Origin of the sequence: Pedobacter sp. W3I1 (genome assembly GCF_030816015.1) — a bacterium.
Taxonomy (GTDB): Bacteria; Bacteroidota; Bacteroidia; order Sphingobacteriales; family Sphingobacteriaceae; genus Pedobacter.
On the sequence record NZ_JAUSXN010000001.1, the window covers coordinates 1,450,002 to 1,473,221 of the forward strand.

Annotated in this window: 19 protein-coding genes and 1 pseudogene; 8 read left to right on the forward strand and 12 right to left on the reverse strand. The window is 37.7% G+C overall.

Going from position 1 to position 23,220, the window contains the following annotated elements:
• Positions 1–58 precede the first annotated feature (58 nt).
• Positions 59–1,027, forward strand: coding sequence for a YihY/virulence factor BrkB family protein (locus QF042_RS06240; RefSeq protein ID WP_307526374.1), 969 nt, complete (start codon positions 59–61; stop codon positions 1,025–1,027).
• Between the two features lie 2 nt (positions 1,028–1,029).
• Here QF042_RS06240 and QF042_RS06245 read toward each other — a convergent pair whose 3' ends face one another.
• The 4 genes from QF042_RS06245 to QF042_RS06260 form a co-directional block, all read right to left on the reverse strand.
• The gene (locus tag QF042_RS06245; RefSeq protein WP_307526376.1) at positions 1,030–1,452 is read right to left on the reverse strand and encodes a secondary thiamine-phosphate synthase enzyme YjbQ; all 423 of its coding nucleotides are present in this window, start codon (positions 1,450–1,452) and stop codon (positions 1,030–1,032) included.
• Positions 1,453–1,457: 5 nt separating this feature from the next.
• Positions 1,458–2,543, reverse strand: a complete 1,086-nt coding sequence (locus QF042_RS06250; protein ID WP_307526378.1) for a YhcG family protein — start codon at positions 2,541–2,543, stop codon at positions 1,458–1,460.
• A 72-nt stretch (positions 2,544–2,615) separates the two neighbouring features.
• Entirely contained in the window at positions 2,616–3,650 is a 1,035-nt protein-coding gene (locus QF042_RS06255) for a DUF2157 domain-containing protein (RefSeq protein ID WP_307526380.1), read from the reverse strand.
• A 123-nt stretch (positions 3,651–3,773) separates the two neighbouring features.
• Entirely contained in the window at positions 3,774–5,987 is a 2,214-nt protein-coding gene (locus QF042_RS06260; RefSeq protein WP_307526382.1) for a cation:proton antiporter, read from the reverse strand.
• Positions 5,988–6,619: 632 nt separating this feature from the next.
• On the opposite strand from QF042_RS06260, the gene QF042_RS06265 reads away from it, so the two are divergent.
• Together QF042_RS06265 and QF042_RS06270 are read left to right on the forward strand one after the other, a co-directional pair.
• On the forward strand, positions 6,620–6,871 hold the full coding sequence (locus QF042_RS06265; protein ID WP_307526384.1) for a hypothetical protein: 252 nt from the start codon (positions 6,620–6,622) through the stop codon (positions 6,869–6,871).
• Positions 6,853–7,257 (forward strand): type II toxin-antitoxin system VapC family toxin, encoded by a 405-nt coding sequence (locus tag QF042_RS06270; RefSeq protein WP_307526386.1) that lies wholly within the window; start codon positions 6,853–6,855, stop codon positions 7,255–7,257. The genes QF042_RS06265 and QF042_RS06270 overlap by 19 nt, the downstream gene beginning before the upstream one ends.
• Here QF042_RS06270 and QF042_RS06275 read toward each other — a convergent pair whose 3' ends face one another.
• From QF042_RS06275 to QF042_RS06300, 6 genes and pseudogenes are all read right to left on the reverse strand, one after another.
• A complete protein-coding gene (locus QF042_RS06275; protein WP_307526387.1) occupies positions 7,258–8,247 on the reverse strand; it encodes a bifunctional riboflavin kinase/FAD synthetase in 990 nt (329 codons plus the stop codon). It lies immediately after the preceding gene.
• 178 nt (positions 8,248–8,425) lie between these two features.
• On the reverse strand, positions 8,426–9,286 hold the full coding sequence (locus QF042_RS06280; protein WP_307526389.1) for a YitT family protein: 861 nt from the start codon (positions 9,284–9,286) through the stop codon (positions 8,426–8,428).
• Positions 9,283–10,015 (reverse strand): annotated as a pseudogene (gene truB / locus QF042_RS06285) (tRNA pseudouridine(55) synthase TruB). Before truB ends, QF042_RS06280 begins: the two are co-directional and overlap by 4 nt.
• 121 nt (positions 10,016–10,136) lie before the next feature.
• Positions 10,137–10,931 (reverse strand): undecaprenyl-diphosphate phosphatase, encoded by a 795-nt coding sequence (locus QF042_RS06290; protein ID WP_307526391.1) that lies wholly within the window; start codon positions 10,929–10,931, stop codon positions 10,137–10,139.
• Positions 10,932–11,012: 81 nt separating this feature from the next.
• Positions 11,013–11,240 (reverse strand): DUF3098 domain-containing protein, encoded by a 228-nt coding sequence (locus QF042_RS06295; RefSeq protein WP_167296886.1) that lies wholly within the window; start codon positions 11,238–11,240, stop codon positions 11,013–11,015.
• Positions 11,240–12,118, reverse strand: coding sequence for an ABC transporter permease (locus QF042_RS06300; RefSeq protein WP_307526394.1), 879 nt, complete (start codon positions 12,116–12,118; stop codon positions 11,240–11,242). The genes QF042_RS06295 and QF042_RS06300 overlap by 1 nt, the downstream gene beginning before the upstream one ends.
• 199 nt (positions 12,119–12,317) lie before the next feature.
• On the opposite strand from QF042_RS06300, the gene QF042_RS06305 reads away from it, so the two are divergent.
• Both QF042_RS06305 and leuS read left to right on the forward strand, forming a co-directional pair.
• Positions 12,318–12,746, forward strand: coding sequence for a hypothetical protein (locus QF042_RS06305; protein ID WP_146175544.1), 429 nt, complete (start codon positions 12,318–12,320; stop codon positions 12,744–12,746).
• A gap of 310 nt (positions 12,747–13,056) precedes the next feature.
• A complete protein-coding gene (gene leuS / locus QF042_RS06310) occupies positions 13,057–15,885 on the forward strand; it encodes a leucine--tRNA ligase (RefSeq protein ID WP_307526397.1) in 2,829 nt (942 codons plus the stop codon).
• Positions 15,886–16,047: 162 nt separating this feature from the next.
• On the opposite strand, the gene QF042_RS06315 is transcribed toward leuS, so the two are convergent.
• Complete coding sequence (locus tag QF042_RS06315) at positions 16,048–17,349, reverse strand: DEAD/DEAH box helicase (protein WP_307526400.1); 1,302 nt, start codon at positions 17,347–17,349, stop codon at positions 16,048–16,050.
• A gap of 392 nt (positions 17,350–17,741) precedes the next feature.
• On the opposite strand from QF042_RS06315, the gene QF042_RS06320 reads away from it, so the two are divergent.
• The 3 genes from QF042_RS06320 to QF042_RS06330 all read left to right on the forward strand — a co-directional run bounded on the left by QF042_RS06320 (position 17,742) and on the right by QF042_RS06330 (position 22,945).
• On the forward strand, positions 17,742–17,894 hold the full coding sequence (locus QF042_RS06320; protein WP_307526401.1) for a hypothetical protein: 153 nt from the start codon (positions 17,742–17,744) through the stop codon (positions 17,892–17,894).
• Positions 17,895–18,001: 107 nt separating this feature from the next.
• The gene (locus QF042_RS06325; RefSeq protein ID WP_307526403.1) at positions 18,002–21,217 is read left to right on the forward strand and encodes a TonB-dependent receptor; all 3,216 of its coding nucleotides are present in this window, start codon (positions 18,002–18,004) and stop codon (positions 21,215–21,217) included.
• A 15-nt stretch (positions 21,218–21,232) separates the two neighbouring features.
• Positions 21,233–22,945 (forward strand): RagB/SusD family nutrient uptake outer membrane protein, encoded by a 1,713-nt coding sequence (locus tag QF042_RS06330; RefSeq protein WP_307526405.1) that lies wholly within the window; start codon positions 21,233–21,235, stop codon positions 22,943–22,945.
• Between the two features lie 89 nt (positions 22,946–23,034).
• On the opposite strand, the gene QF042_RS06335 is transcribed toward QF042_RS06330, so the two are convergent.
• On the reverse strand, positions 23,035–23,217 hold the full coding sequence (locus QF042_RS06335) for a hypothetical protein (RefSeq protein WP_307526407.1): 183 nt from the start codon (positions 23,215–23,217) through the stop codon (positions 23,035–23,037).
• Positions 23,218–23,220: the final 3 nt, after the last annotated feature.

Consider the following 23,220-nt stretch of genomic DNA (forward strand, 5'->3'; position numbering starts at 1 on the left):
AACAATTCAAAAAATAAGCGGTTTAAGTTTAGAGTATCTCATCTTAAATAGTTTGTTTATGGCAAAGAATAAAATCACTTTAAAAAGAATATGGGGCATTTTAAAAGCATCGTTTACAGGATTTAACAACCATAAGGTAACGAAACTTAGTGGCTCATTAGCCTATTATACGGTGTTTTCTATGGCCCCACTGCTCGTGGTTATTATTTCTTTGTGCGGTATATTTTTAGGGAGAGAAATAGCCGAAGGACAGGTTTATGCCCAGCTTGAAGGATTTTTAGGTAGAGAATCAGCCGTTTCCTTACAGCAGTTAATCAAGAATGCTTATTTGGATGGAAAAAGCACCATCGCTTTAATTATTGGTATTATAACCCTGTTAATTGGGGCAACTACTGTTTTTGGCGATATTCAGGATTCTATTAATACCATTTGGGGTTTAAAACCTAAACCGAAAAGAGGGTGGGTAAAGATGCTCCAAAACCGGTTCTTGTCATTCTCGGTAATTATTAGTCTGGGTTTTGTATTGCTGGTTTCGTTAGGCGTTACAGCTATACTCGATGCTTTTAGTAACCGTTTGCAAGCCCGGTTCGCAGAGGTATCTGTTGTTTTATTTTACATCATCAACCAAATAGTAACCCTTGCCGTTATTTCATTAATATTTGGTGTAATATTTAAAGTATTGCCCGATGCGATTATTAAATGGCGTGATGTAATTGCAGGAGCAATAGTAACGGCGGTGTTATTTATGATCGGTAAATTTGCCATTTCAATTTACATCGGACAAAGCAATGTCGGGAGTACTTATGGCGCAACGGGCTCATTGGTGGTAGTGCTTTTATGGACTTATTATTCTTCTATCATTTTATATTTTGGTGCCGAATTTACCAAAGCCTATGCAGTTGCTTTTGGATCTGAGATTTACCCTTCGCATTATGCGGTTACCACAAAAGAGATAGAGGTAGAAACCGAAGGCAAATCAATTCAGGATAATCACCCCGAAATTAAAGAAGAGGTAAAGAAAAGCTAATTTTATTCACCCCAAGCCGTAACGATTAATCTTCTTTGGCCGCCGTGGTTACGGTGCTCGCAAAGATAAATGCCCTGCCAGGTACCAAGCGCCAGTCTGCCATTTCTAATCGGAATGGTCACAGAGCTGCCTAAAAGTGCAGATTTTAAATGGGCAGGCATATCGTCCGATCCTTCATAGTCGTGCTCATAATCAGGGTCGTTTTCTTTTACAGTTTTATTAAAGAACATTTCAAAATCTGTCCTAACCGTGGGATCTGCATTCTCATTGATGGTAAGCGAAGCAGAAGTGTGTTGTATAAAAACCTGGCAAATACCAATGTTAATCTCGTCAATTTGAGGCAGGGCATCCTCAACCTCATCAGTAATGATATGGAAACCCCTTCTTCTTTCTCTAAGCGCTAAGGTTTGTTGATATATTTTCATTTGAATTAATTCTCAATAATTTTGATAAAATCCTTTTCGCTTGGTAAAACAGTTAAATATTTACTTGCGAAAATTTGTTCATTGTTTTCCGGAAGCGTGTACCGAACTACTGATTCACTTTTATCTTGGCAAAGAATGATACCTATGGTTTTGTTTTCGTCCTCAAGCTTTACTTCTCTATCAAAATAGTTCACATACATCTGCATCTGACCAATATCTTGATGTTTTAATTCCCCAATCTTTAAATCGATCAATACAAAACACTTTAAAATACGGTTGTAGAAAACTAAGTCTATTTTGAAATGTCTTTCTTCAAAAGTTATTCTTTTTTGACGGGCTACAAAGGTAAATCCGTTGCCTAATTCTAATAAAAAATGCTCTAATTTATCGATCAACTTTTGCTCCAAATCGCTTTCAGAATAAAAGCTTTTTTCTGGTAAACCCAAAAATTCTAAGATGTAAGGATCTTTTATTAAATCTTTACTGTTTTCAATTTTTTGTCCCTCTTGGCCAAGGGATAATATACCTGCTTTATCTTTACTTAAAGCTAAGCGTGTGTATAATGCCGAATCGTATTGGCGCTGCAACTCGCGTAAACTCCAATTATTTTTTATTGCTTCTATCTCATAGAAATTACGCTCATTTAAATCTGCTATCCTCATTAATTTAAGATAATGCGACCAAGTGAGTTTGAATTGCGCAGACAGTGTCTGCTGATTTATAGATTTACGAGATACGGTATCGGCAGTTTCTTCATTTTTGAATTCGTGAGGGGCTGTATGATCTTTTCCCAATTCAGCAGACACTGTCTGCTGAATTGAATAGAGTAAATAAAAATTGCGTATTTGCCTCAAATTTGTTTCAGAGAAACCTTTGCCAAATTCGACTACTAATTTTTCAGATAGCTCTTTTAAAACCCGTTTACCATACTCTGCTTTTTCTTTACCTTGCTGCTCTTCTTCAACAATCATTCTGCCAATTTCGAAGTAAGCAGTAGCCATAGTATTATTAATGGTTTGTGCTACGTTTTGCCTCGCTTGGTTAAGCAGTTCTATAACCCTTGTATATAAATTTTGATTTTCAACTTGCATGCTTATTACAATAAAAATGTATTAATCTTATAAATTGAGAATGGTTTTTTCACTTAAAACTGGTATTGACTATTATTTCAAAAACTCTACATTCCATATTTTTTCTGCTTTTCTGCCAATCAACCAAAAAGATGCTGCCAGGACTGAAAAGAACAAAGCTTTATGCCAACTGTCCCAGAAGTATTCAAAATAGCGTGTGTAGAGGTTAATAAAGAGAAAAGTAATCCCAAATTCGCGGGCGACATCATCACGGTATTTTAAACCAAATAAAGTACTTGCCACACAAATAGCTCCTGAAATTAATGCCCAATAAAATAAACTTAGCTGCCTAACCTGGTACCATTCCTCTAAACTGGCAAAGTTGCCGAATACGGATAAGGCCCAAAGCGATACAAAAAGATATACCATTCCAGCGATATAAGTAACCTGGAAAAAGTTTTGTGTCTTCGGAAAAGCTTTCATAATGAATGATGCTGCGGTTAATGCAGCGCCGAAAACTACAAAGCGCAAAGGATAATTCATACCAAGGAAGTAATAATTCCATCGACTTAAATAGCCAGTTTCTGTGCCAAACCATGCACCTAATGATATCAAAGCGAAAATCCAGATCAATCGCGAATTGAAGATATAACCTAAACCGCCATAAATGAAAACGGATATCAGAATCAGAATAGAGAAATTGCCAGAACCATTATCCACCGCCTTTCCAAAATAAGCAATGGCATTGGCGGTAAGTAAAATGGCTGAAAAAACGATGGCTTCATTGCTAAACTTTAAATGCGCCAGCTTCTTCTTCCGCCTGAAACCCAGGATATAAAGCCACGCGGCTAATCCACCAGAAACCAGGGCAATTACAATGTTTGGTGTATTGTAAACCCGTTTGAGGTAGTTTAAAATCGAATTATCAATTAATAAAGATCCAAGTGCAATAAAACCACAGGCCAAAGCTACCCAAAATGCATATTGTGCTAAGCGTAACCAATCAAAATTTTTAGCCTCATAACTTTTGCGGAGTTTATTGCCTGTTTCCTCATTAATTAAGCCATCGCTTTGCCACTGCTCAATCATATCATCAAGAAATTCACTCTTTTCTCTGTCAACTTTCATAGGTTAGGTTATACACGAAGATAGGTTTTTTTAGTCCTCAGTCAAAAGTCCGACGTCCGATGATAAAATTCAAAAATTAGCCTTACAGCTTAAACCTCCGACTTCGGACACCCGACCCGGACTTTAAATAACCTCTTTAATCTTCTTATTGTTCCCAACAATCCAAATTACATCACCGTTGTCGAATACAAAATCTGATGAAGGATTTAATATCCGATCAGTACCCCTTTCTATACCAACAATTAACGCCTGTGCTTTTTCGCGGATACCAGCATTCCTAATACTTAATCCATAAACTGGCGATTCGGTATGAACAACTACCTTTTGCAAGGTCATTTCTTTATTCGGGAAATTACTTTCTTCAGCTGTTTCCGGAGCATCAACTTCTAAAAGTGCTTTAACAGCAGCCAATTGATCATCAGCACCAATTAATAGCAGTTTATCGTTTGGATAAAGCCGCTCATCTCTGCCTGGGGTTGGAATGTTATTTCTTCCACGCTCAATTAAAGCAATGTTTACTCCATATTTTTCCCTGATCATTAATTCGGTGAGCGTTTTTCCAACCACTTCCGATTCAGGAGAAACAGTGAGTTCTGTTAAGTGAGTATCCCAGGGCAAAATATCAGGTTTTTGATTCTCACGTGCATTTAAGTTCAACATGAAACGCCTTTCCAGTTTATCATAAAAAGACTGCAGTTTCCTGGAGAAGATAACCATTCCTAAGATGATTAGGCCCAGTGCGATCACAGCAGCAATCCAGGTATCGAAAAATTCATACATTAAAAAACCTACAAAGAAAATCCCTAAGGCAATCCTGAAAAATTCGATTGCAATTAACGGACCGCGAGTATATTTTTTGTTCAGCCAAAGGTGTGAATAGGCTGTTCGTTGGATCCTCCGGATGGATAATGCCCATAAAAACGGCGACATTAAAATGAATGAAACCACTACGCTGATAATGATCGAAGTTAAATTATTGGCAATATTGCTCATAATAAAAGGCTGCACGTACCTATAGGCGAGAAATATGATAGCTATGATGATTACCGAGTGGATAATGGTATTAAAGATATAAGACCGCAATAAAACCTTCCAATCGCTTAACGTGGTCATTCCTTCTGTACTAGAGCTGTATCTTTCGATACCATCAAGCCATTTCTTGGGTAAAACACGGTTTAAATACTGGTAAAAAGGCTCTGACAGTTTAATCAGGTATGGTGTAGTAAACGTAGTAATCGCTGCTGCTGCTACCGCAATAGGATAAAGGAAATCACTGGTTACTTTAAGGGCTAAGCCTAATGAGGCAATGATAAATGAAAACTCACCAATTTGCGCCAAACTCATGCCCGATTGTACCGAAGTTTTTAACGGCTGACCAGATAATAATGCACCTAAAATGGTAAATATAATTTTTCCTAAAATAATCACTAACGTAGCAAAGATAATCGGTACAGCATACTTAACCAGCATAGAAGGATCAATCAGCATACCAACCGAAACAAAGAAAACAGCAGCAAATAAATCCTTTACCGATTTGGTTAAGTGTTCTATTCTTTCTGCCTGTGTGGTTTCTGCCAAAATGGAACCCATAATAAATGCACCCAGAGCAGGAGAGAAGCCGACCTTATCGGCCAATAATACCATTACCAAACATAAGGCTAATGATACCACCAACATGGTTTCGTCATTCATTAATTTTTTGGTTGCTTTAAGAAATGAAGGAACCAGGAATATTCCGCCCAGGAACCAAAGCACCAGAAAAAAAGCCAGTTTTAAGATGGAATACAGCATTTCTGTACCTGCCGATTGCTGACTTACCGCTAAAGTAGAAAACAACACTAATAATAAGATGGCAACCAAATCTTCAACAATTAAAACACCGAAAACCAGGCCTGCAAATTTTTTATGTTTTAAGCCAAGTTCTTCGAAAGCTTTAATGGTAATCATGGTTGATGAGATGGACAAAATCCCGCCTAAAAATAGACTATCCATGTCCTTCCAGCCCATTGCTTTACCAACTAAGTAGCCGGACAGAATAATAAAAAGCACTTTTACAATCGCGGTGATGGAGGCAGAACCGCCAACTTTAACCAGTTTTTTAAAACTGAATTCTAAACCTAAGCTGAATAAAAGGAAAATTACGCCTATTTCGCCCCAAATGGTAATACTCTTGGTGTCGGTAACGGATGGGAAAAAATCTAAATGTGAGCCAACCAACAGGCCAGCCAATATGTAGCCCAAAACCAGGGGCTGTTTAATTCGTTTAAATATGAGCGTGGTTATTCCTGCGGCAGCAAGGATTAATCCTAAATCGGCGATTAAATCGGGTAAATGCATCTATAAAAATGAGTAATGATATTTAAATAATTTATTTCCAGATATAATTTAATATCCGGCATTTTATTGAAAACCCCACATTGAAGTAGTTAAAATGAAATTACTTACCAAAAAACATGTTTTGGATAGAGCATCTTAAACAAACACCAATAATTATGCTTTAATCTTTTGATTACAACTTTAGCATTAATGATCTTGTTCTTGAAAAAAAGGAACAGCAAAAAAGTGATGATGACAAAAGCACTGGATGATATTTTTACAATTGAACTGTTAATGAAATCTTTTTGCAAACTTTCACTATCCTGATTGAAACCAGAATTGGATTTGATGTTTTTTTTGCTTGAAATGAAACTTATTTTGGTGTTTTTAAAGGGTACATCATTTCTTTTTTCCTGCGATGCGAGAGTCGCAAAATTAATGGAGATTAACAGAAAGAAGATGATGTAAAAAAGCCTCATTGCTGCTAATATAACGAAAAAGAGGCTTTTTTGAAAGGAAAATCTGATTAAAATTGATTTCAGCCTTTCGATTATTGCGCTTGTTGACCACAAATACCAAGAGTATTATTATAAGAAAATATTGATTAAATTTGTGTGTAGATGATTAATGAACATTGAGAAAAGTTGAATCTAATGAAAGAAGTAACGATTAAATATAAAAGCAATAAAACCTTGGAAGCACTTAAGGAATTAGGCAAATACTTAAATTTCTCTGTTGCTGATCATAAAGCTAAAGCAAAGATTAAAAAGGAAGAAAGTATTAATGGTATTCCGGTAATTGTTGGAGACGGGTCGATTGATATTTCCGAATTACATGATGTTTTTACAAGAAAGAATTTTAATGCTGAAGAATTAAGAAATACTGCATGGCAAAGGAAAAAATAATTTGTGATACGGATGTATTGATAGATTATTTTGATAAAAATAAAAGTCGGAATGCGTCAACAATAACGCTGTTAGAAACAGACATCGGTTTAGATAATGTTATCATTTCATCCATTACCAAAATGGAATTGTTATCTGGAGCCACTAATAAGTTAGATCTTAACATCATCAATAAAAAATTGAGTAGGTTTAGTATTGTACTAATTAACGAAAGGATAAATTTAACCGCAATTAATTTAATGCAGAATTTTAAATTAAGCCATGGGCTTGCAATACCTGACTCGCTAATTGCTGCAACGGCGATTGAAACTAAGCTAAAGCTGTTTACTTATAATCTAAAAGATTTTAGATTTATTAGTGATTTAACTTTGTATCCAGCGCAATAATTACCCATTAAAATAAGCTAAAGTAGCCTCCTTGTCTTTTTGTAACTGAATAGTTAAAGCCTCTAATCCGGTGAATTTCACATCGTGGCGCAGGAATTTCAAAAAGTTCATCTTAATATCCTGTCCATAAATTTCCTGATTAAAATCGAAAATATTTACTTCAATATTTCTGGTCATTCCGTTAATGGTTGGCCGCTGCCCGATATAGGCCATACCCTTATAAGTCCGAAGTCCGGAGTCCGAAGTCTGAAGTCTGTTTGTCGATACCAAATCTTCTTCTTTAAAATCGGCGCTCATCTCTACGGTAACCGCATAAATGCCGTCGCCCGGAATCAGTTTATAAGTCTCCTCAACAAAGATGTTCGCCGTGGGGAAACCAATAGTTCTGCCTATTTTATCGCCTTTAATTACCCTTCCAAAAATAGAAAAAGGGTAGCCCAGATAATCGTTAGCCAAACTTACATCCCCTGCTAAAAGTGCCTGGCGGATTTTGGTCGAGCTTACCGCAACATCATGAATATCCTGTTCCATAATTTCCTCCACACTAAAGCCATAATGCAAGCCAGCGGCTTTTAAATCGCTTAGATTGCCCGAACGGTCTTTGCCAAAACGATGGTCATAACCAATAATAATATGCCTGGTGCCAATGTTGTTCACCAATGTGCTTTTTATATAATCTTCAGGCAGCTGATTGGAGAAATCTCTGGTAAAGGGGGTAATAATCAAATGATCAACACCTAACCCTTTTAAAATTTCTGCTTTTTCATTAATGGTATTAATCATTTTTAGCTCCTGGTTTTCAGGATCGATAATCATTCTCGGGTGTGGGAAAAAAGTTAGAATTACACTTTCTCCATTATCAACTTTTGCCTTTTGTACCAGTTGTTTAATGATTTTTTGGTGCCCGAAATGCACACCGTCGAAAGTGCCAATGGTTACAATGGCATTATCTAATTTTTTAAAATCTGAAAGGTTATAATATATTTTCAATGGTAAAATCTATTTTATTGGTGTGGGGTTTGCATGAGGGATGGAAGCAGTATCCCCCGATTTAAGCATTGTTGTTTATTATTTTGTGGCATGCTTGCTTATTTTACAGGTTTCATCGGGGATTTAGCGTACAGCCCGACCCTTTGCGTAGCTTAGGGGCATGCCCAAATTTCTATTATTAATGTAAAGCATGGCGTTTCACTACCCCTCCTTTTAAATCGGCAATTTGTTGTTGAATCACAAATGCATCCGGATCGATCAGGCGAATAGCAGTTTGTAATTTGCTCATTTCCAGTTTGGTAACAACGGTGAAAATAATATCGATATCTTTCTTTTCTCCATAACCACCTTCGCCTTTATAAACAGTAACACCACGTTTCATATCTTTAATGATGAATTCCTTTATGTCTTCCTGATGTTCCGAAATAATGGTAACGCCAGTATACTGCTCTATACCATTTACGATGAAATCGATGGTGCTTGAAGCAGATAAATAAGTTAAAATGGCATACAGCGCAGTTTCGATGTTTAAGAAATAGGCAGCGAAAGCGAAAATAATGATATTTAAAATCAGAATGATGTTACCAACGGTTAAAATGCTGTTTTTACTGATGTAAAGTGCTAAAACCTCTGTACCGTCAATTACACAACCACCACGCATGGCCAATCCAATTCCGCCACCTAAAAACAAGCCACCAAAAAATGCGATGAGCAATTTATCGTGGGTAATGGGTTGAAAGGGAAGAAAAATTAAGGCCAATGAGAGCGCAGCAATGGCAATAGCGGTTTTAAGGGCAAAGCCTTTACCAATCTGCCTGTAACCTAAAATTACAAATGGAATGTTAATGATTGCAATAAGATACGATAAATTCCAGCCTGTTAAGGTGCTTAGCAGAAGGGAAATACCTGTAACACCACCATCTATAAAATGACTGGGCATTAAAAAGCTTTTTAAGCCAAAACATGCCGAAGTTACACCTGCAATAATTAAAAGAATTTCTTTTATAAACCTGATGTTCCTGTTTTTAATGCGGTTCATGCTTCTGCTTCAGTTTTAGCTTCTTCTTTCTTGCTACGAATATAATTAACAAGTTCCAATACCTCAAATGCATCTTTAAGTAAAAAGTTTCCGCTTCGGGTACGGGTAAGTTTGGAAAGATAAGCCCCACTGTTTAAAGTTTTACCAAAATCGGATATTAAGGAGCGGATATAAGTGCCTTTGCTGCATACAATCCTGAAATCGATCTCGGGGTAGTTCGATCCGTGTGATTTCGAACGCTGGAACACTTACAAAACGCTTACGCAACTCCACCTCTTCACCTAATCTTGCTTTTACGTATAAACGTTCGCCATTAACCTTTACCGCGGAGTGTGCGGGTGGATATTGTTCTATATCGCCAATAAAAGGTTTACAAGTAGCATATATATCTTCTTCGGTAATGTGGCTGATGTCGAAGGTTTGATCTACCTCAGTTTCCATATCAAAAGACGGGGTAGTGGCACCCAAAATCATGGTACCGGTATATTCTTTCTCTTCAGCCTGGAAAGTGTCTATTTGTTTAGTCAGCTTGCCTGTACAGATGATTAACAAGCCTGTAGCAAGAGGATCTAAAGTGCCGGCATGACCAACCTTTAGCTTTAACGGTTTTAAAGAATTACGGATTTTGCCCACCACATCAAATGATGTCCATTTGTATGGTTTGTTAATTAAGAGCAATTCGCCTTCAGCAAAATGGAAATCTTTAAATTTTGAATTTTCAGTACTCACAAATCTTTTTTGCGCAAAGATACGGATTCGATGCGGTTTGCCTAAGTTTTTTTACCACAGATAAAAAGGATACACACAGATATAGGCATCCATGTTTATCTGTGGTTAATATTCCTACGGATTATATAATTTGTAAGTTGTGGCCACTCAATAGCAGGATGATAATAATTAAACCTGCAGCGATCCTGTACCATCCAAAAACTTTAAAGCCATGTTTGTTTAAGTATCCGATAAAACTTTTAATGGCCAAAAGCGCCACTACAAAAGCAATAACATTACCAATAATTAAAAGGTTGGTCTGTTCATGTGTAATCGTATTACCTTCTTTATAAAAATCGTACAGTTTTTTAGCTGTTGCAGCAAACATGGTAGGTACTGCCAAAAAGAATGAAAATTCTGCAGCAACTTTTCTACTTAATTTCTGACTCATGCCACCAACAATAGTTGCGCCTGAGCGAGATACGCCCGGTATCATGGCAATACACTGAAAGAAACCTATTTTCAACGCCGTTAGATAGGTCACGTCCTCCTCTTCATTGATGGTTGGTTTATTAAACCATTTATCAACAAATAATAAGATAGCGCCTCCAACTAAGAGCGAAATACCAACAGCCATGGGACTTTCCAGTAATTCGTCTATTTTTTTACTTAATAGCAGGCCAAATACTGCCGCAGGAATAAATGCGACTATTAATTTAATGTAGAAGTTTATTGATTTGAAGAACCTTTTGAAATAGAGTACAACTACTGACAGTATAGCGCCTAATTGGATGGCAATGGTGAATAGTTTTACAAATGGTTCTGATGCAATGCCCATAAACGATGATGCAATAATCATGTGTCCGGTGCTCGATACAGGTAAAAATTCAGTTAAACCTTCAATAATTGCCAGAATAATGGCTTCAAAATAGTTCATATTTTTAGAAAAGATAAGAAATAAAGAAAACGCTTAATCAAATAAATTAAGCGTTTTCAAGTATAATCCTTTAGGATAAAATTATTTTTTTAGGATCGCATAAATGCCAAAAGCAAAACCCGCCAACACCACTATCGGTGCCAATAAAGTTCTTCTGAAGTCATAAATATTACCAGTAGTGCCCATCATTAATATAAAGCCAACTGCTACAATTGCAATACTGATTAATAATAACTGATAGTTTTTTTTGGTAAAAACCAATTCGCTTTTAACGTCCTTTACAACCGGACCTGTTTTTTTTTCTGCCATTATCTATAAAGATGATAAGATTTTAAACGTAAATATCTGCTTACTGCAAACCATGTACTAATACCTGTTATAAAAATACCTACAATTAAAAGGCCTATAAATACGAAGCCAAATTCCTGGTAGTTATTTAAAATGATAATCTCAGGTACCTCTTTGCGGGCGTAAATTAAAGTTGCCAATAAAATAATGATGGCAATAAATGCGGCAATTAAGCCATGCAAAGCAGCATACAATAAGAAAGGACGCCGAATAAAGTTTTTCGTTGCACCAACTAACTGCATGCTTTTAATTAAAAAGCGCTGCGAGTAGATTGCTAATCTTATTGTATTGTTAATCAGGGCGATAGAAATGATCAGTAGTAATGCTGCAAAGGCTAAAATAATTAAACCAATGGTATTAATATTTTTGTTTACCATATCAATTAAAGAACTTTGGTAAACCACTTCTTTAACTACAGGGTTTTTAGAAATACTTGCTTTTAAGGCATCGATGCTTTTGTTGTTCGCATATTCTGCTTTTAAATACACATCGAAGGTAGAAGTTAGTGGGTTGTATCCTAAAAAGTTAACAAAATCCTCACCTAAATCCTGGGTTAAATTTCTTGCGGCAAGCTCTTTATTTACATATTGGGTTTGTTTTACCGCAGCATTTGCATTTAACTCTTTCTGGAAGGCTAAAACATCAGCTTCTTTTGCACCCTCATCAACAATAATGTTTAAAACGATGTTTTCTTTAACGTAGTTAGACAGGTTTTTGGCATGTACAAGTACCAAACCAAGTAGCCCCAGCATTAGTAAAACCAAGGCAATACTGATTATAGTCGAAATATAAACGGTTTTGGTTTTCTTAGATGCATCACTTACTTCGAATTCTTCCATGTATTTCATTTTTGTTTCTGCGAAAATATAAATTATACCTGATAAACACCAATTAATGATTGCTAAATGAATACTAACGTACACGATTAGCTTTTAGTTTGACGATTAAATTCTTTAACAAAATTGATTTTTTTCGAAAGGCGGTACGAAATTTGTTGAAACGGCGTTAATTATGGATATCTTAAAACTAAATTTAACTATGAAAAGACAGATTACTATTCTAAGCCTATTCTTACTTATCGCCTCCACAATTATTTCTTGCAAGAAAGATGATACTTCCTTAAAAGCTCAGATGTTAGGGAAATGGACGTTAAATAAAATTGTAACTTCCGGCTATACTGCTGAAGAAACATTAAAAGATCCGAAAAAGATTAATGGAACGGTTACCTATGGTACAACAAGTGATTATGTTGATTACAAATCAAATAATGACGATCAGGTAGAATTGAGTTTATCTGGTAACAGAACAATCGGAACTTATGTGATTATTTACTCCGATCAGTTCAGTATGGATATTAATGATGGATTGAATTATTGTAAAATAAACAGCATTACAGCAAACAAATTAGAGTTTACTGCTAAAATTGATAAAACAAACGTTACTAAAGTATATTCTTTATCAAGATAAGATCTTAATCCCCCGATTATGTGCTGCGCCATTGGTTTTTAAAATCAATGGCGCATTTTTTTTGGGGTGATGCGGATGGCTAGTTGTGGTGTCAGTTGTTACCAACTGACACTAAAAACACATATTCCAGATATTCCATTATTTAAGTAATCGATAGTCAGATGGTAACATCTGACTACACAAAGGCACCAAGGTTTTATCTTTAACCTCTTCTAATTCTGCATTTCTGTTGGCAAAATATTATCCTGAACTGCTTTTTTAAGCCCCTTAATTTCCGTATTTTCGCACCTTTAAAAATTTAAAACTGGCAATGGATTACCAATTCAAAGAAATAGAACAAAAGTGGCAGAAATTCTGGGCAGATCATCAAACATTTAAAGCCGAAAGCAATTCTGAAAAACCAAAATATTATGTGTTAGATATGTTTCCTTATCCATCAGGAGCAGGCTTGCACGTTGGTCACCCACTGGGTTACATTGCATCAGATATTTTTTCGAGATATAAACGCCTTAAAGGCTTTAACGTATTGCACCCCATGGGATACGATTCGTTCGGATTACCTGCAGAGCAATACGCCATACAAACCGGACAGCATCCTGCCATTACCACCGAGGCAAATATTGCCACCTACCGCAGGCAGTTAGATCAGATTGGTTTTTCTTTCGATTGGAGCAGAGAAGTGCGTACCAGTGAGCCTTCTTATTACAAGTGGACACAATGGATTTTTATGCAGTTGTTCAACTCGTGGTACAACGTAGAAAACGATAGGGCAGAAGATATTACCACTTTGATCGAAAAATTCAATGCTTCTGGTACAGCTGATGTAAAAGCAGTTTGTGATGAAGATACCAAAGAATTTATGCCGAGCGATTGGGCAACCTTTACCGATGAGGAGAAACAGATTGAATTATTAAAATACCGGTTAACTTATCTCCGCGAGAGTACTGTAAACTGGTGCCCTGCTTTAGGAACCGTTTTAGCTAATGATGAAGTTAAGGATGGTTTCTCTGAGCGCGGTGGTTTCCCTGTGGAACAAAAGAAAATGATGCAGTGGAGCATGAGAATCACGGCCTACTCTGACCGGCTTTTGCAAGGTTTAGACACCATCGACTGGCCAGAACCGATTAAAGAAATGCAACGCAACTGGATTGGTAAAAGTGTTGGTGCATCAGTGAAGTTTGCAGTTGACAATGCACAGTTGGCAGTTGAAGAAACTGAAAACTCAAAACTGAAAACTGAAAAATATATAGAAGTTTTTACCACCCGTGTAGATACCATTTTTGGTGTTTCTTACCTGGTTTTGGCGCCGGAGCACGAATGGGTTGCAGAATTGACCACTCCTGAACAAAAACAGGATGTCGAAAACTATATCTCTCAAACCAAAAAGAAATCAGAATTAGACCGGATGGCCGATACTAAAACGGTATCTGGCGCTTTTACGGGAACATATGTTATCAATCCAGTAAGCGGCGAACGCGTGCAGTTGTGGATTGCTGATTATGTGTTGGCGGGTTACGGAACAGGCGCAGTGATGGGGGTTCCAAGTGGCGATCAACGCGATTGGCTATTTGCTAAACACTTCAATTTACCGATTATCCAGATTTTGGATGGTCAAAAAGACATTGATGTTCAGGCAGACCCGACCAAAGAAGGAAAATATATTAATTCGGGTTTTATTAACGGAATGACTTATAAGGAAGCTGTTCCATTCCTGAATAACTGGTTAGAAGCAGAGAAAGTAGGGAAAGCAAAAGTAAACTTCCGTCAGCGTGATGCGATTTTTGGTCGCCAGCGTTATTGGGGTGAGCCGATTCCGGTTTACTTTAAAGATGGATTGCCTTATTTGGTAAATGAAGAAGAATTGCCATTATTGCTTCCTGAGATTGATAAATATTTGCCTACCGAAACAGGTGAACCACCTTTGGCAAGGGCTGAAAATTGGGTTCCTAAAGATGGTGGTCACTACGAATTAAGTACCATGCCAGGTTGGGCAGGAAGCAGCTGGTATTGGTACCGTTATATGGATGCCAATAACAACAATGATTTTGCTTCAAAAGAAGCGGTTGAATATTGGAAAGACGTCGATTTGTACATTGGTGGTTCTGAGCATGCAACCGGTCACTTATTGTACAGCCGTTTCTGGAATAAATTTTTGAAAGATTTAGGTTATACCAAAGAAGAAGAGCCTTTCAAAAAACTGATTAACCAGGGGATGATCCAGGGTAGGAGTAATTTTGTTTACCGTATTAACGATGAGAACGGAAAACCTACCAATACCTATGTTTCGGCTGGTTTAAGAAAAGAATATAAAACCTCAGCATTACATGTTGAGGTGAATATTGTTGAAAACGATACTTTAGACATCGCCAAATTTAAAGCCTGGAGAGAAGAATATGCTAACGCAGAATTCATTCTTGAAGGCGGGAAATACATCTGCGGTGTTGAAGTAGAAAAAATGTCGAAATCAAAATTCAACGTGGTTAATCCCGATGATTTGATTGAGCGTTATGGTGCCGATACTTTGCGGATGTACGAAATGTTCTTAGGTCCGTTAGAACAGAGTAAACCCTGGAATACAAATGGTATTGAAGGTGTATTTAAGTTCTTGCGTAAATTCTGGCGTTTGTTCCATAACGAAGACTGGATTTTCCACGTAAACGATGCGGTACCTACAAAAGCCGAATTGAAATCGTTGCATAAAATCATCAAAAAAGTACAGGATGATATCGAGCGTTTCTCGTTCAATACTTCTGTATCAAGCTTTATGATTGCGGTAAACGAATTAACCGATCTGAAATGTAAAAACCGTCAGATTTTGGAAGATATGGTGATTATCCTTTCACCTTATGCACCACATATCTGTGAAGAGCTTTGGGTGTTGTTAGGTAATGAAGCCGGGACTTTATCATATACGGCTTTCCCAACATTTAAACCTGAGTATCTGGTAGAAGATGAGTTTGCTTATCCGGTTTCAATCAATGGCAAAATGAAAATGAACCTGAATTTGAGTTTAACTTTAGCTCAACCTGAAGTAGAAAGCATTTTATTGGCCGATGAGCATTTCCAGAAATTCTTAGATGGTAAAGCACCTAAAAAGATCATTTTCGTTAAAGGAAAGATTATTAATGTGGTTGTGTAGAGAGGTAGAAGGCGGAAGGTATAAGGTAGAGGGTTTTCCTTCTCTTGCCTTAAAAATAGAAATACCCGATTTGCAAAACGCAAATCGGGTATTTTGTTGAAAATTATTGGAAGGTTGGGTTTTCAGACCTTAAGCCTTCCTGCCTTAAACCTTCTACCTTTTTTATCTCTCTCCTCTTTTCTTGTTTCCGCCAAATCTTCTGTTGTTGCTGGCGTTACGTGGTTTACCACTCATATTGCCATCACCACCTTTTTTAGCACCGCCACCGCCTTTAGATTGGGCCTGTGGTTTGCGTTTAACCTGGTTTTTGGCTAACATACTTTCCCAGCTTAGCGGGTAAGGATGATCATCAACAATGGGCAAGGTAATTTTAATCAGTTTCTGGATGTCCAGTAAGTATTCGTTTTCTTCTGCATCGCAGAAAGAAATGGCAATCCCGTTAGCACCAGCACGGCCGGTACGGCCAATTCTGTGTACATAAGATTCAGGAATGTTTGGCAATTCGAAGTTGAAAACATGAGATAACTGGTCAATATCAATACCACGGGCAGCAATATCAGTAGCTACCAAAACGCGGATTTTTCTGTCCTTAAAATCAGTTAATGCCCTTTGTCTGGCATTTTGAGATTTATTTCCGTGGATAGCCGCAGCTTTAACTCCAGCGAAACCTAAATCCTTTACAATACGGTCTGCACCATGTTTGGTACGGGTAAAAACCAAAGCCGTTTCGATCTTTTTATCCTCAAGAAGGTGGATCAATAATTTCTTTTTATCAGGTTTGTCTACAAAATAAACCGATTGAACAATCGTTTCGGCAGTAGAAGAAATAGGGGTAACCTCTACTTTTGTCGGACTAGATAAAATCGTATTCGCCAACTTCTGAATTTCATCTGGCATGGTTGCCGAGAAAAATAAAGTCTGGCGTTTAGCCGGTAATTTAGCTACTACTCTTTTCACATCGTGAATAAAGCCCATATCCAGCATACGATCGGCCTCATCCAATACAAACAATTCGATGGTATTTAAATTGATGAAACCCTGGTTCATTAAATCTAATAAACGGCCAGGTGTTGCAACTAAGATATCAACGCCTTTTCTTAAAGCTTCTACCTGAGAGTGTTGATTTACACCACCGAAAATTACTAAATGACGTAAATTTAAGTGACGGCCGTAAGCTTTAAAACTTTCTTCAATCTGAATGGCCAGCTCACGTGTTGGCGTTAAAATTAAAGCCTTAATATTTTTGGTTGCTTTGGTATTGATGTGTTTCTCGTGCAGTAACTGCAACATCGGGATGGCAAAGGCTGCGGTTTTTCCGGTACCGGTTTGAGCGCAACCTAATAAATCTTTGCCTTTTAATATTGTTGGAATGGATTGCTCCTGTATTGGTGTAGGCTGTGTATAACCTTCGGTCTCAAGGGCCTTTAGAATCGGCTCAATGAGATTTAATTCTTTGAATAACATGTATGTTTCTGTGTAATATTTATCGAAGAAGCTAGAACAATCATTTGTTGAAGGACTAACTTGCGGAGAGAATATGCCATTCAGAATGGCAAGCCCTTATTCCTGCTTCGGCGGCAAAGATACAAAAAATGTATGAGAATATGTTATTTGATAAATGTAACCTCAAATCCTTATTTATTACATCTACTTGTTTGCAGTCCGATACATTAATCTTTTATAGTTAGTATTTTGTAGTCTATTTATGAATGTATTTTTTGTAGTATAATTATTTTTTATATGTATATTTATTTTAATTAAAGTGTATATTATACACTAATACATTATTTAATTAAAAAATGCCACTATGTAAATCATAAATAAAATACCTAGCAAACCTATCTAACCACCTACTTATGAGAAAAAATCTACTACTTACCCGGAGAAATCCATTCTTCCTGCATGCCTGTCTTTTTTGGGGCATTGGTATAATCCAGCAAACTAAACCACTTAAACATGTCGTCGTAACTGACGGCGATGAACTGACGCTGTTAGGCTTTTTAACCTAGAAGCAAATCTGTCATATTGAGTACGCATTATTTTACCTAACCATTATAACCTATGAAACAAAATCTATCTTGTATCAAGAGGAGTTTTCTTCTCTTGTGTTTGGGGGATGTTATTTGCCCTTGGCGCAACGGCCCAATCAAAAATCACCGGTAAAGTTATTGCCAGTGATGACAAATTACCTGTTATTGGTGCTACAATCAAAATTAAGGATGGCACTGGAGGCACCACCACAGATGCCAACGGAACATTCTCTTTAAGTGTAAAGCCTACCGATATTTTGGTTATTTCCTTTGTTGGTTACGGCAATAAAGAAGTTGCTGTGGGCAAACAGGCCAATATTACCGTTATATTACAGGCTGAGAATAACAATTTAACAGATGTGATTGTAACCGGTTATTCTTCTCAACGGAAAAAAGACTTAACAGGCGCCGTTGCAGTAGTGAACATGGAATTGTTAAAAGCCCAACCGGCCGCAAGTGCTGTAGAAGCATTACAGGGTAAAGCCACGGGGGTGCAGATTATAAACGATGGTGCGCCAGGCTCGACACCACAGATCAGAATCAGGGGAATTAGTACCATTAATAACAACGAACCACTTTATGTTATTGATGGCGTTCCTTTTGAGGGTAAATTATCATGGCTTAACCAGAATGATATCGAAAGCCTGCAGGTATTGAAAGATGCTTCTTCGGCATCTATTTATGGCTCAAGGGCAAATAATGGTGTGGTAATCATCACCACTAAAAAGGGGATAGTGGGTGCACCAAAAATCACGCTCGATTCATATTATGGTACACAGGTTCCTAGAAAAAATAGTTTTCCTGAAATGATGAATCCACAGCAATATGCCCAGTATATATTTGATGGTTATACCAATGCAGGATTGCCAGTTGCAGCAGGGAAAAATTATGGTTCTGGTTCAACGCCTGTGTTACCAGAATATTTGGTGGCAGGTTTAAAGCTTGGTCAGGATGTTACTGCTGCAGATGCAGACCCCTCTAAATATAACTATAGCCGGGATCCTGATCTCTTTTATCAGATTACAAGAGCAAATAAAACAGGTACCAACTGGTTTGATGAAATTACTGAAGCCGCACCGGTTCAGAATTATCAGCTTAGCGCTACCGGAGGTGGAGAAAATGCGACATATACTTTCTCGGGTGGTTATCTTGATCAGAAAGGAACCATTAAATACACTGGATTTAAACGGTTTAATTTTAGATCGAACACCAATATTTCGGCATTTAATAAAAGGGTCCGCTTTGGTGAGAATGCACAGTATAGTTATTCAGAAGGCTTTGGTTTGGGTGTAAACCCGAACGTTTCTGGCGATTACCAGGATCAGGGAAGTGCACTGGGCTGGGCATACCGGATTCCTACCATTATTCCGGTTTATGATATTGCCGGGAATTTTGCCGGTAGCCGGGGAAGCCAGCTCGGAAATGCAGAAAATCCTGTTGCCTTTCTTTACCGAGCAAAAGACAATAAAAATAAAAGTAATTTCTTTTTCGGAAATGTTTATGCAGAAGGCGATATCATTCCTGGATTAGTATTAAAAACCAATTTCGGTTTGCGTTACGAAAACTTTAATGGCTTGTCGATGCGTTATCCAAACCTGGAATTTTCTGAAGGTAATAATTCGAATAACCTGAATGAGTATCAGGGATACAATACCGAATGGACCTGGACCAACACCTTAAACTACAGCAAAGTATTTAATGAAAAACACAGAGTAAATGTGCTGGTGGGTACTGAAGCCATTAGGTCGAGATCAAGACAGTTAAATGCCGGAAGAAATGGCTATTTTATTTTAGGCAGTCAGGATTATTATTACCTGAATACAGGTTCATCTAACATCAGCAATTCAAGTTATGGATCAATAGGCTCTCTTTTCTCGCTATTTGCCAAAGCAGATTATTCTTATCATGATCGTTATCTGGCCAGTGTTACCATTCGGCGGGATGGTTCTTCCAACTTCGGACCTGCAAACAAGTACGGCTATTATCCGGCAGCAAGTGCAGCATGGAGATTATCGGAAGAGGAATTTATGAAAAGTGTTAAATGGATAACCGATTTAAAACTTCGTATTGGATACGGACAAACCGGTAACCAGCGGATACCTCCATACCAATACATCAACAGGTACCAAAGTTCTATTGTTAACTCGGCTTATGCTGTTGGCGGTGGTAATGGCCTTACTACAGGTGTGTGGCAAAATGCTTATCAAAATCCAGATGTAAAATGGGAATCGCTTAAGGCCTTAAACATTGGTCTTGATTTTACTTTGTTAGGCGGTGCAATTGACGGATCATTAGATTGGTACAACAAAAAAACCTCCGATATGCTTTATAATTTGCCTTTGCCTTCAAGTGTAGTAGGTTTAGGTAGTTCGCCTTATGTTAATATCGGTGATATGAGCAATAAAGGGGTCGAGTTTAATGTTGCTTATCACTACGGAAGAGAAGCAGAGCGACCTTTTAAATTTGATATTGGTTTAAACCTTTCTAAAAACGACAATAAAATTGTAAGGTTAGCGCCTGGTATTTTCAATCAGATTTATGGCAATTACAGAAGTTTACAAACCAGTGTATTACAGGAGGGCGAATCTTTCGGTTCTTTCTTCGGATATAGAACTGTCGGGATCTATCAAAGTACAGCAGATATTCAAAACAATCCATCTTATGCAGGTGCAAGGGTTGGTGGTTTACGTTACCAGGATATTAATGGCGATGGCGTAATCGATCCTAAAGACCGTACCATTATCGGCAATCCAAATCCAGACTTTACCTATGGCGTAAACTTAAATGCATCGTATAAAAACTTTGATATTTCTGCCTTCATATACGGTGTTCAAGGCAATGATTTATTTGAGGCTACCCGTTATTTTACAGATTTTCCATCATTTGCAGGTGCTAAAAGTACAAGATTGTTAAATGCCTGGAGTCCGAGCAATTCTTCAAGCCTTACCCCATCTGCTTATGTGGGTGCATCTGATGTTGAACTGGCTTCTTCAAGTTATTATGTTCAGGATGGTAGCTTTTTAAGGTTGAAGAATATACAAATCGGTTATTCAATTCCAACGGTTAAAGCATTTGGGCCGAAATCGGGCATTACAAGAATAAGAGTTTATGTAAGTGCTACTAACCTTTTCACCATTACCAATTATACTGGTCTAGATCCTGAGGTTAGTCAAACTAGAGATGCTGCTTCTTCAGTTGGAAGTTCGGGCCCGCCTGCTGATACTTTTTCGGCACTTGGGGTTGATAAGGGTGTTTATCCTTCGCCACGTCAGTTTTTAATCGGTATTAATGTTGGATTTTAATTAAAAGATATCAAAATGAAACATATAAAATATATTCTTCTTTCCTTATTAATCTGCAGTACGTTTTCCTGCAAAAAGGAATTTTTAACGCTTCAGCCACAAGGCGAATTAACAGAAGACCAGCTTACTACGCAAGATGGTGTTGAAGGTTTGCTGGTAGGGGCCTATGGTTTGCTCAATGGTAATGTAAACGGAACCTATGGCAATTATGGCGCAGCACCAAGTCAATGGTTATTTGGTGAGGTGGCTTCTGATAATGCACATAAAGGAAGCGAAATTGGCGATCAGCCACCAATGAATGCGATAGAACAGCATGCACCAACCAGTACAAACGACAATTTATCGAATATCTGGGACAGGTGTTTCGAAGGGATACAGCGTTGTAACAATACCCTTAAAATTTTGGCTAACCTGCAGGCAGGAAAAGGTACTGCAAAATTTAGCGATGCCCGTGCAAAGGAAATTCAGGGTGAAACCAGGTTGCTCCGCGCGCACTATTATTTCTTTTTAGTGCGGATATTTAAAGTTGTACCATACATTACAGAGGCCACAAGCGGTACTTTTGTTCCAAATGATAAAGATATATATCCAAATATTGTAGATGATCTTCAGTTTGCTGTTGCCAATCTAAGCACAACCAAACCAAAAAATCAGAAAGGTAGGGTAGATAAATATGCCGCTCAGGCTTATCTTGGCAAGGTATTTTTATATCAAAAGAAATATTCTGAAGCCTATGATTTGTTGAATGCCGTAATTTTGGCAAAACCGTCTCTCATTGATATGCCGTATTCAGATAACTTTGATATCACCAAGGAAGATGGTCCAGAAACCATTATGTCGGTTCAACATTCCGTGGGAACAGATGGCACAGGAGGTGATAATGGTAATGTGGGTGATATGCTTAACTTTCCGTATGGTAATGCGCCAATTAACTGTTGTGGTTTCTTTCAGCCAACTATAGATTTGGCCAACTCATTTAAGGTAAGTGCATTGGGTTTACCGCTATTGGATGGCAGCTACCGTACTAATCCATATAAATCTGATTATGGATTAACCGGTACAGATAAAACAAATTATGCTGTAGACAAGACCTTACCATTGGATCCAAGAATTGAATCGACAATAGGAAGACGCGGCGTTCCCTATCGCGATTGGGGTTTAATGCCTGGCGATACATGGATTCGTGATGCCAGTAACGGCGGCCCTTTTCTGGCTGTTAAGAATACTATCGATGTTGCACAGATTTCGAGCGGAACAGCACCTGGAAATACCAACGTAACCGGATTAAATGTGAATCTGATCCGCTTAGGAGATGTTTATTTAATGGCGGCAGAATGTGCGGTAGAAAAAGGCGATTTGAACAGGGCCTTAACGTTGGTTAACGCTGTGAGGGCAAGGGCAGCTAAAATAACACCTCGATCAATAAACGGGGTGCCGGCAGCGGCTTATAAAGTAAGTGAGTATGTATCGTTTCCAAATGATACCTATGCCAGAAATGCGGTGCGTTTCGAACGCCGATTGGAATTGGCCATGGAGGGACACCGGTTTTTTGATCTTGTGCGTTGGGGTATAGCAAAACAAACCCTCGAAAGTTATTTTTCTTTTGAAGGTGGGTACTTTAACTACTTAAAAGGTATTACCATTGAAGCTAGGGATGATTATTTTCCTTTGCCTCAGGATCAGATTGACAGAAGTAAGGGCGCATTAAAACAAAGTCCGGGATATTAGAATTAGGTTATAAATGAGATACATGAGCGGGAGGTAGTAGTTGATATTACTTCCGTTCATGTATTTTTTGCTTATTGGATAATCTGCTATTAAGCTTCAATGATATAAATACCCTTATTGCTTTTATAAGTTCTGGTGCCTACATTTTCGTAAGCGATCAGATATTCACTCGAACTCAGTAAACTCTTCTGTTTAACCTCAAGCCCGTTTTCAGTGATTAAAAATGATTTGTACCTAAACCTTAAGTCTTTTTGTATAAGTGATTTATTCATATC

Excerpts from the sequence above, each read along its gene's own strand:
- QF042_RS06240 (WP_307526374.1), top strand. The coding sequence starts at position 59 with ATGGCAAAGAATAAAATCACTTTAAAAAGAATATGGGGCATTTTAAAA.
- QF042_RS06245 (WP_307526376.1), bottom strand. The coding sequence starts at position 1,452 with ATGAAAATATATCAACAAACCTTAGCGCTTAGAGAAAGAAGAAGGGGT.
- QF042_RS06250 (WP_307526378.1), bottom strand. The coding sequence starts at position 2,543 with ATGCAAGTTGAAAATCAAAATTTATATACAAGGGTTATAGAACTGCTT.
- QF042_RS06255 (WP_307526380.1), bottom strand. The coding sequence starts at position 3,650 with ATGAAAGTTGACAGAGAAAAGAGTGAATTTCTTGATGATATGATTGAG.
- QF042_RS06260 (WP_307526382.1), bottom strand. The coding sequence starts at position 5,987 with ATGCATTTACCCGATTTAATCGCCGATTTAGGATTAATCCTTGCTGCC.
- QF042_RS06265 (WP_307526384.1), top strand. The coding sequence starts at position 6,620 with ATGAAAGAAGTAACGATTAAATATAAAAGCAATAAAACCTTGGAAGCA.
- QF042_RS06270 (WP_307526386.1), top strand. The coding sequence starts at position 6,853 with ATGGCAAAGGAAAAAATAATTTGTGATACGGATGTATTGATAGATTAT.
- QF042_RS06280 (WP_307526389.1), bottom strand. The coding sequence starts at position 9,286 with ATGAACCGCATTAAAAACAGGAACATCAGGTTTATAAAAGAAATTCTT.
- QF042_RS06290 (WP_307526391.1), bottom strand. The coding sequence starts at position 10,931 with ATGAACTATTTTGAAGCCATTATTCTGGCAATTATTGAAGGTTTAACT.
- QF042_RS06295 (WP_167296886.1), bottom strand. The coding sequence starts at position 11,240 with ATGGCAGAAAAAAAAACAGGTCCGGTTGTAAAGGACGTTAAAAGCGAA.
- QF042_RS06300 (WP_307526394.1), bottom strand. The coding sequence starts at position 12,118 with ATGGAAGAATTCGAAGTAAGTGATGCATCTAAGAAAACCAAAACCGTT.
- QF042_RS06305 (WP_146175544.1), top strand. The coding sequence starts at position 12,318 with ATGAAAAGACAGATTACTATTCTAAGCCTATTCTTACTTATCGCCTCC.
- leuS (WP_307526397.1), top strand. The coding sequence starts at position 13,057 with ATGGATTACCAATTCAAAGAAATAGAACAAAAGTGGCAGAAATTCTGG.
- QF042_RS06315 (WP_307526400.1), bottom strand. The coding sequence starts at position 17,349 with ATGTTATTCAAAGAATTAAATCTCATTGAGCCGATTCTAAAGGCCCTT.
- QF042_RS06320 (WP_307526401.1), top strand. The coding sequence starts at position 17,742 with ATGAGAAAAAATCTACTACTTACCCGGAGAAATCCATTCTTCCTGCAT.
- QF042_RS06325 (WP_307526403.1), top strand. The coding sequence starts at position 18,002 with ATGTTATTTGCCCTTGGCGCAACGGCCCAATCAAAAATCACCGGTAAA.
- QF042_RS06330 (WP_307526405.1), top strand. The coding sequence starts at position 21,233 with ATGAAACATATAAAATATATTCTTCTTTCCTTATTAATCTGCAGTACG.
- QF042_RS06335 (WP_307526407.1), bottom strand. The coding sequence starts at position 23,217 with ATGAATAAATCACTTATACAAAAAGACTTAAGGTTTAGGTACAAATCA.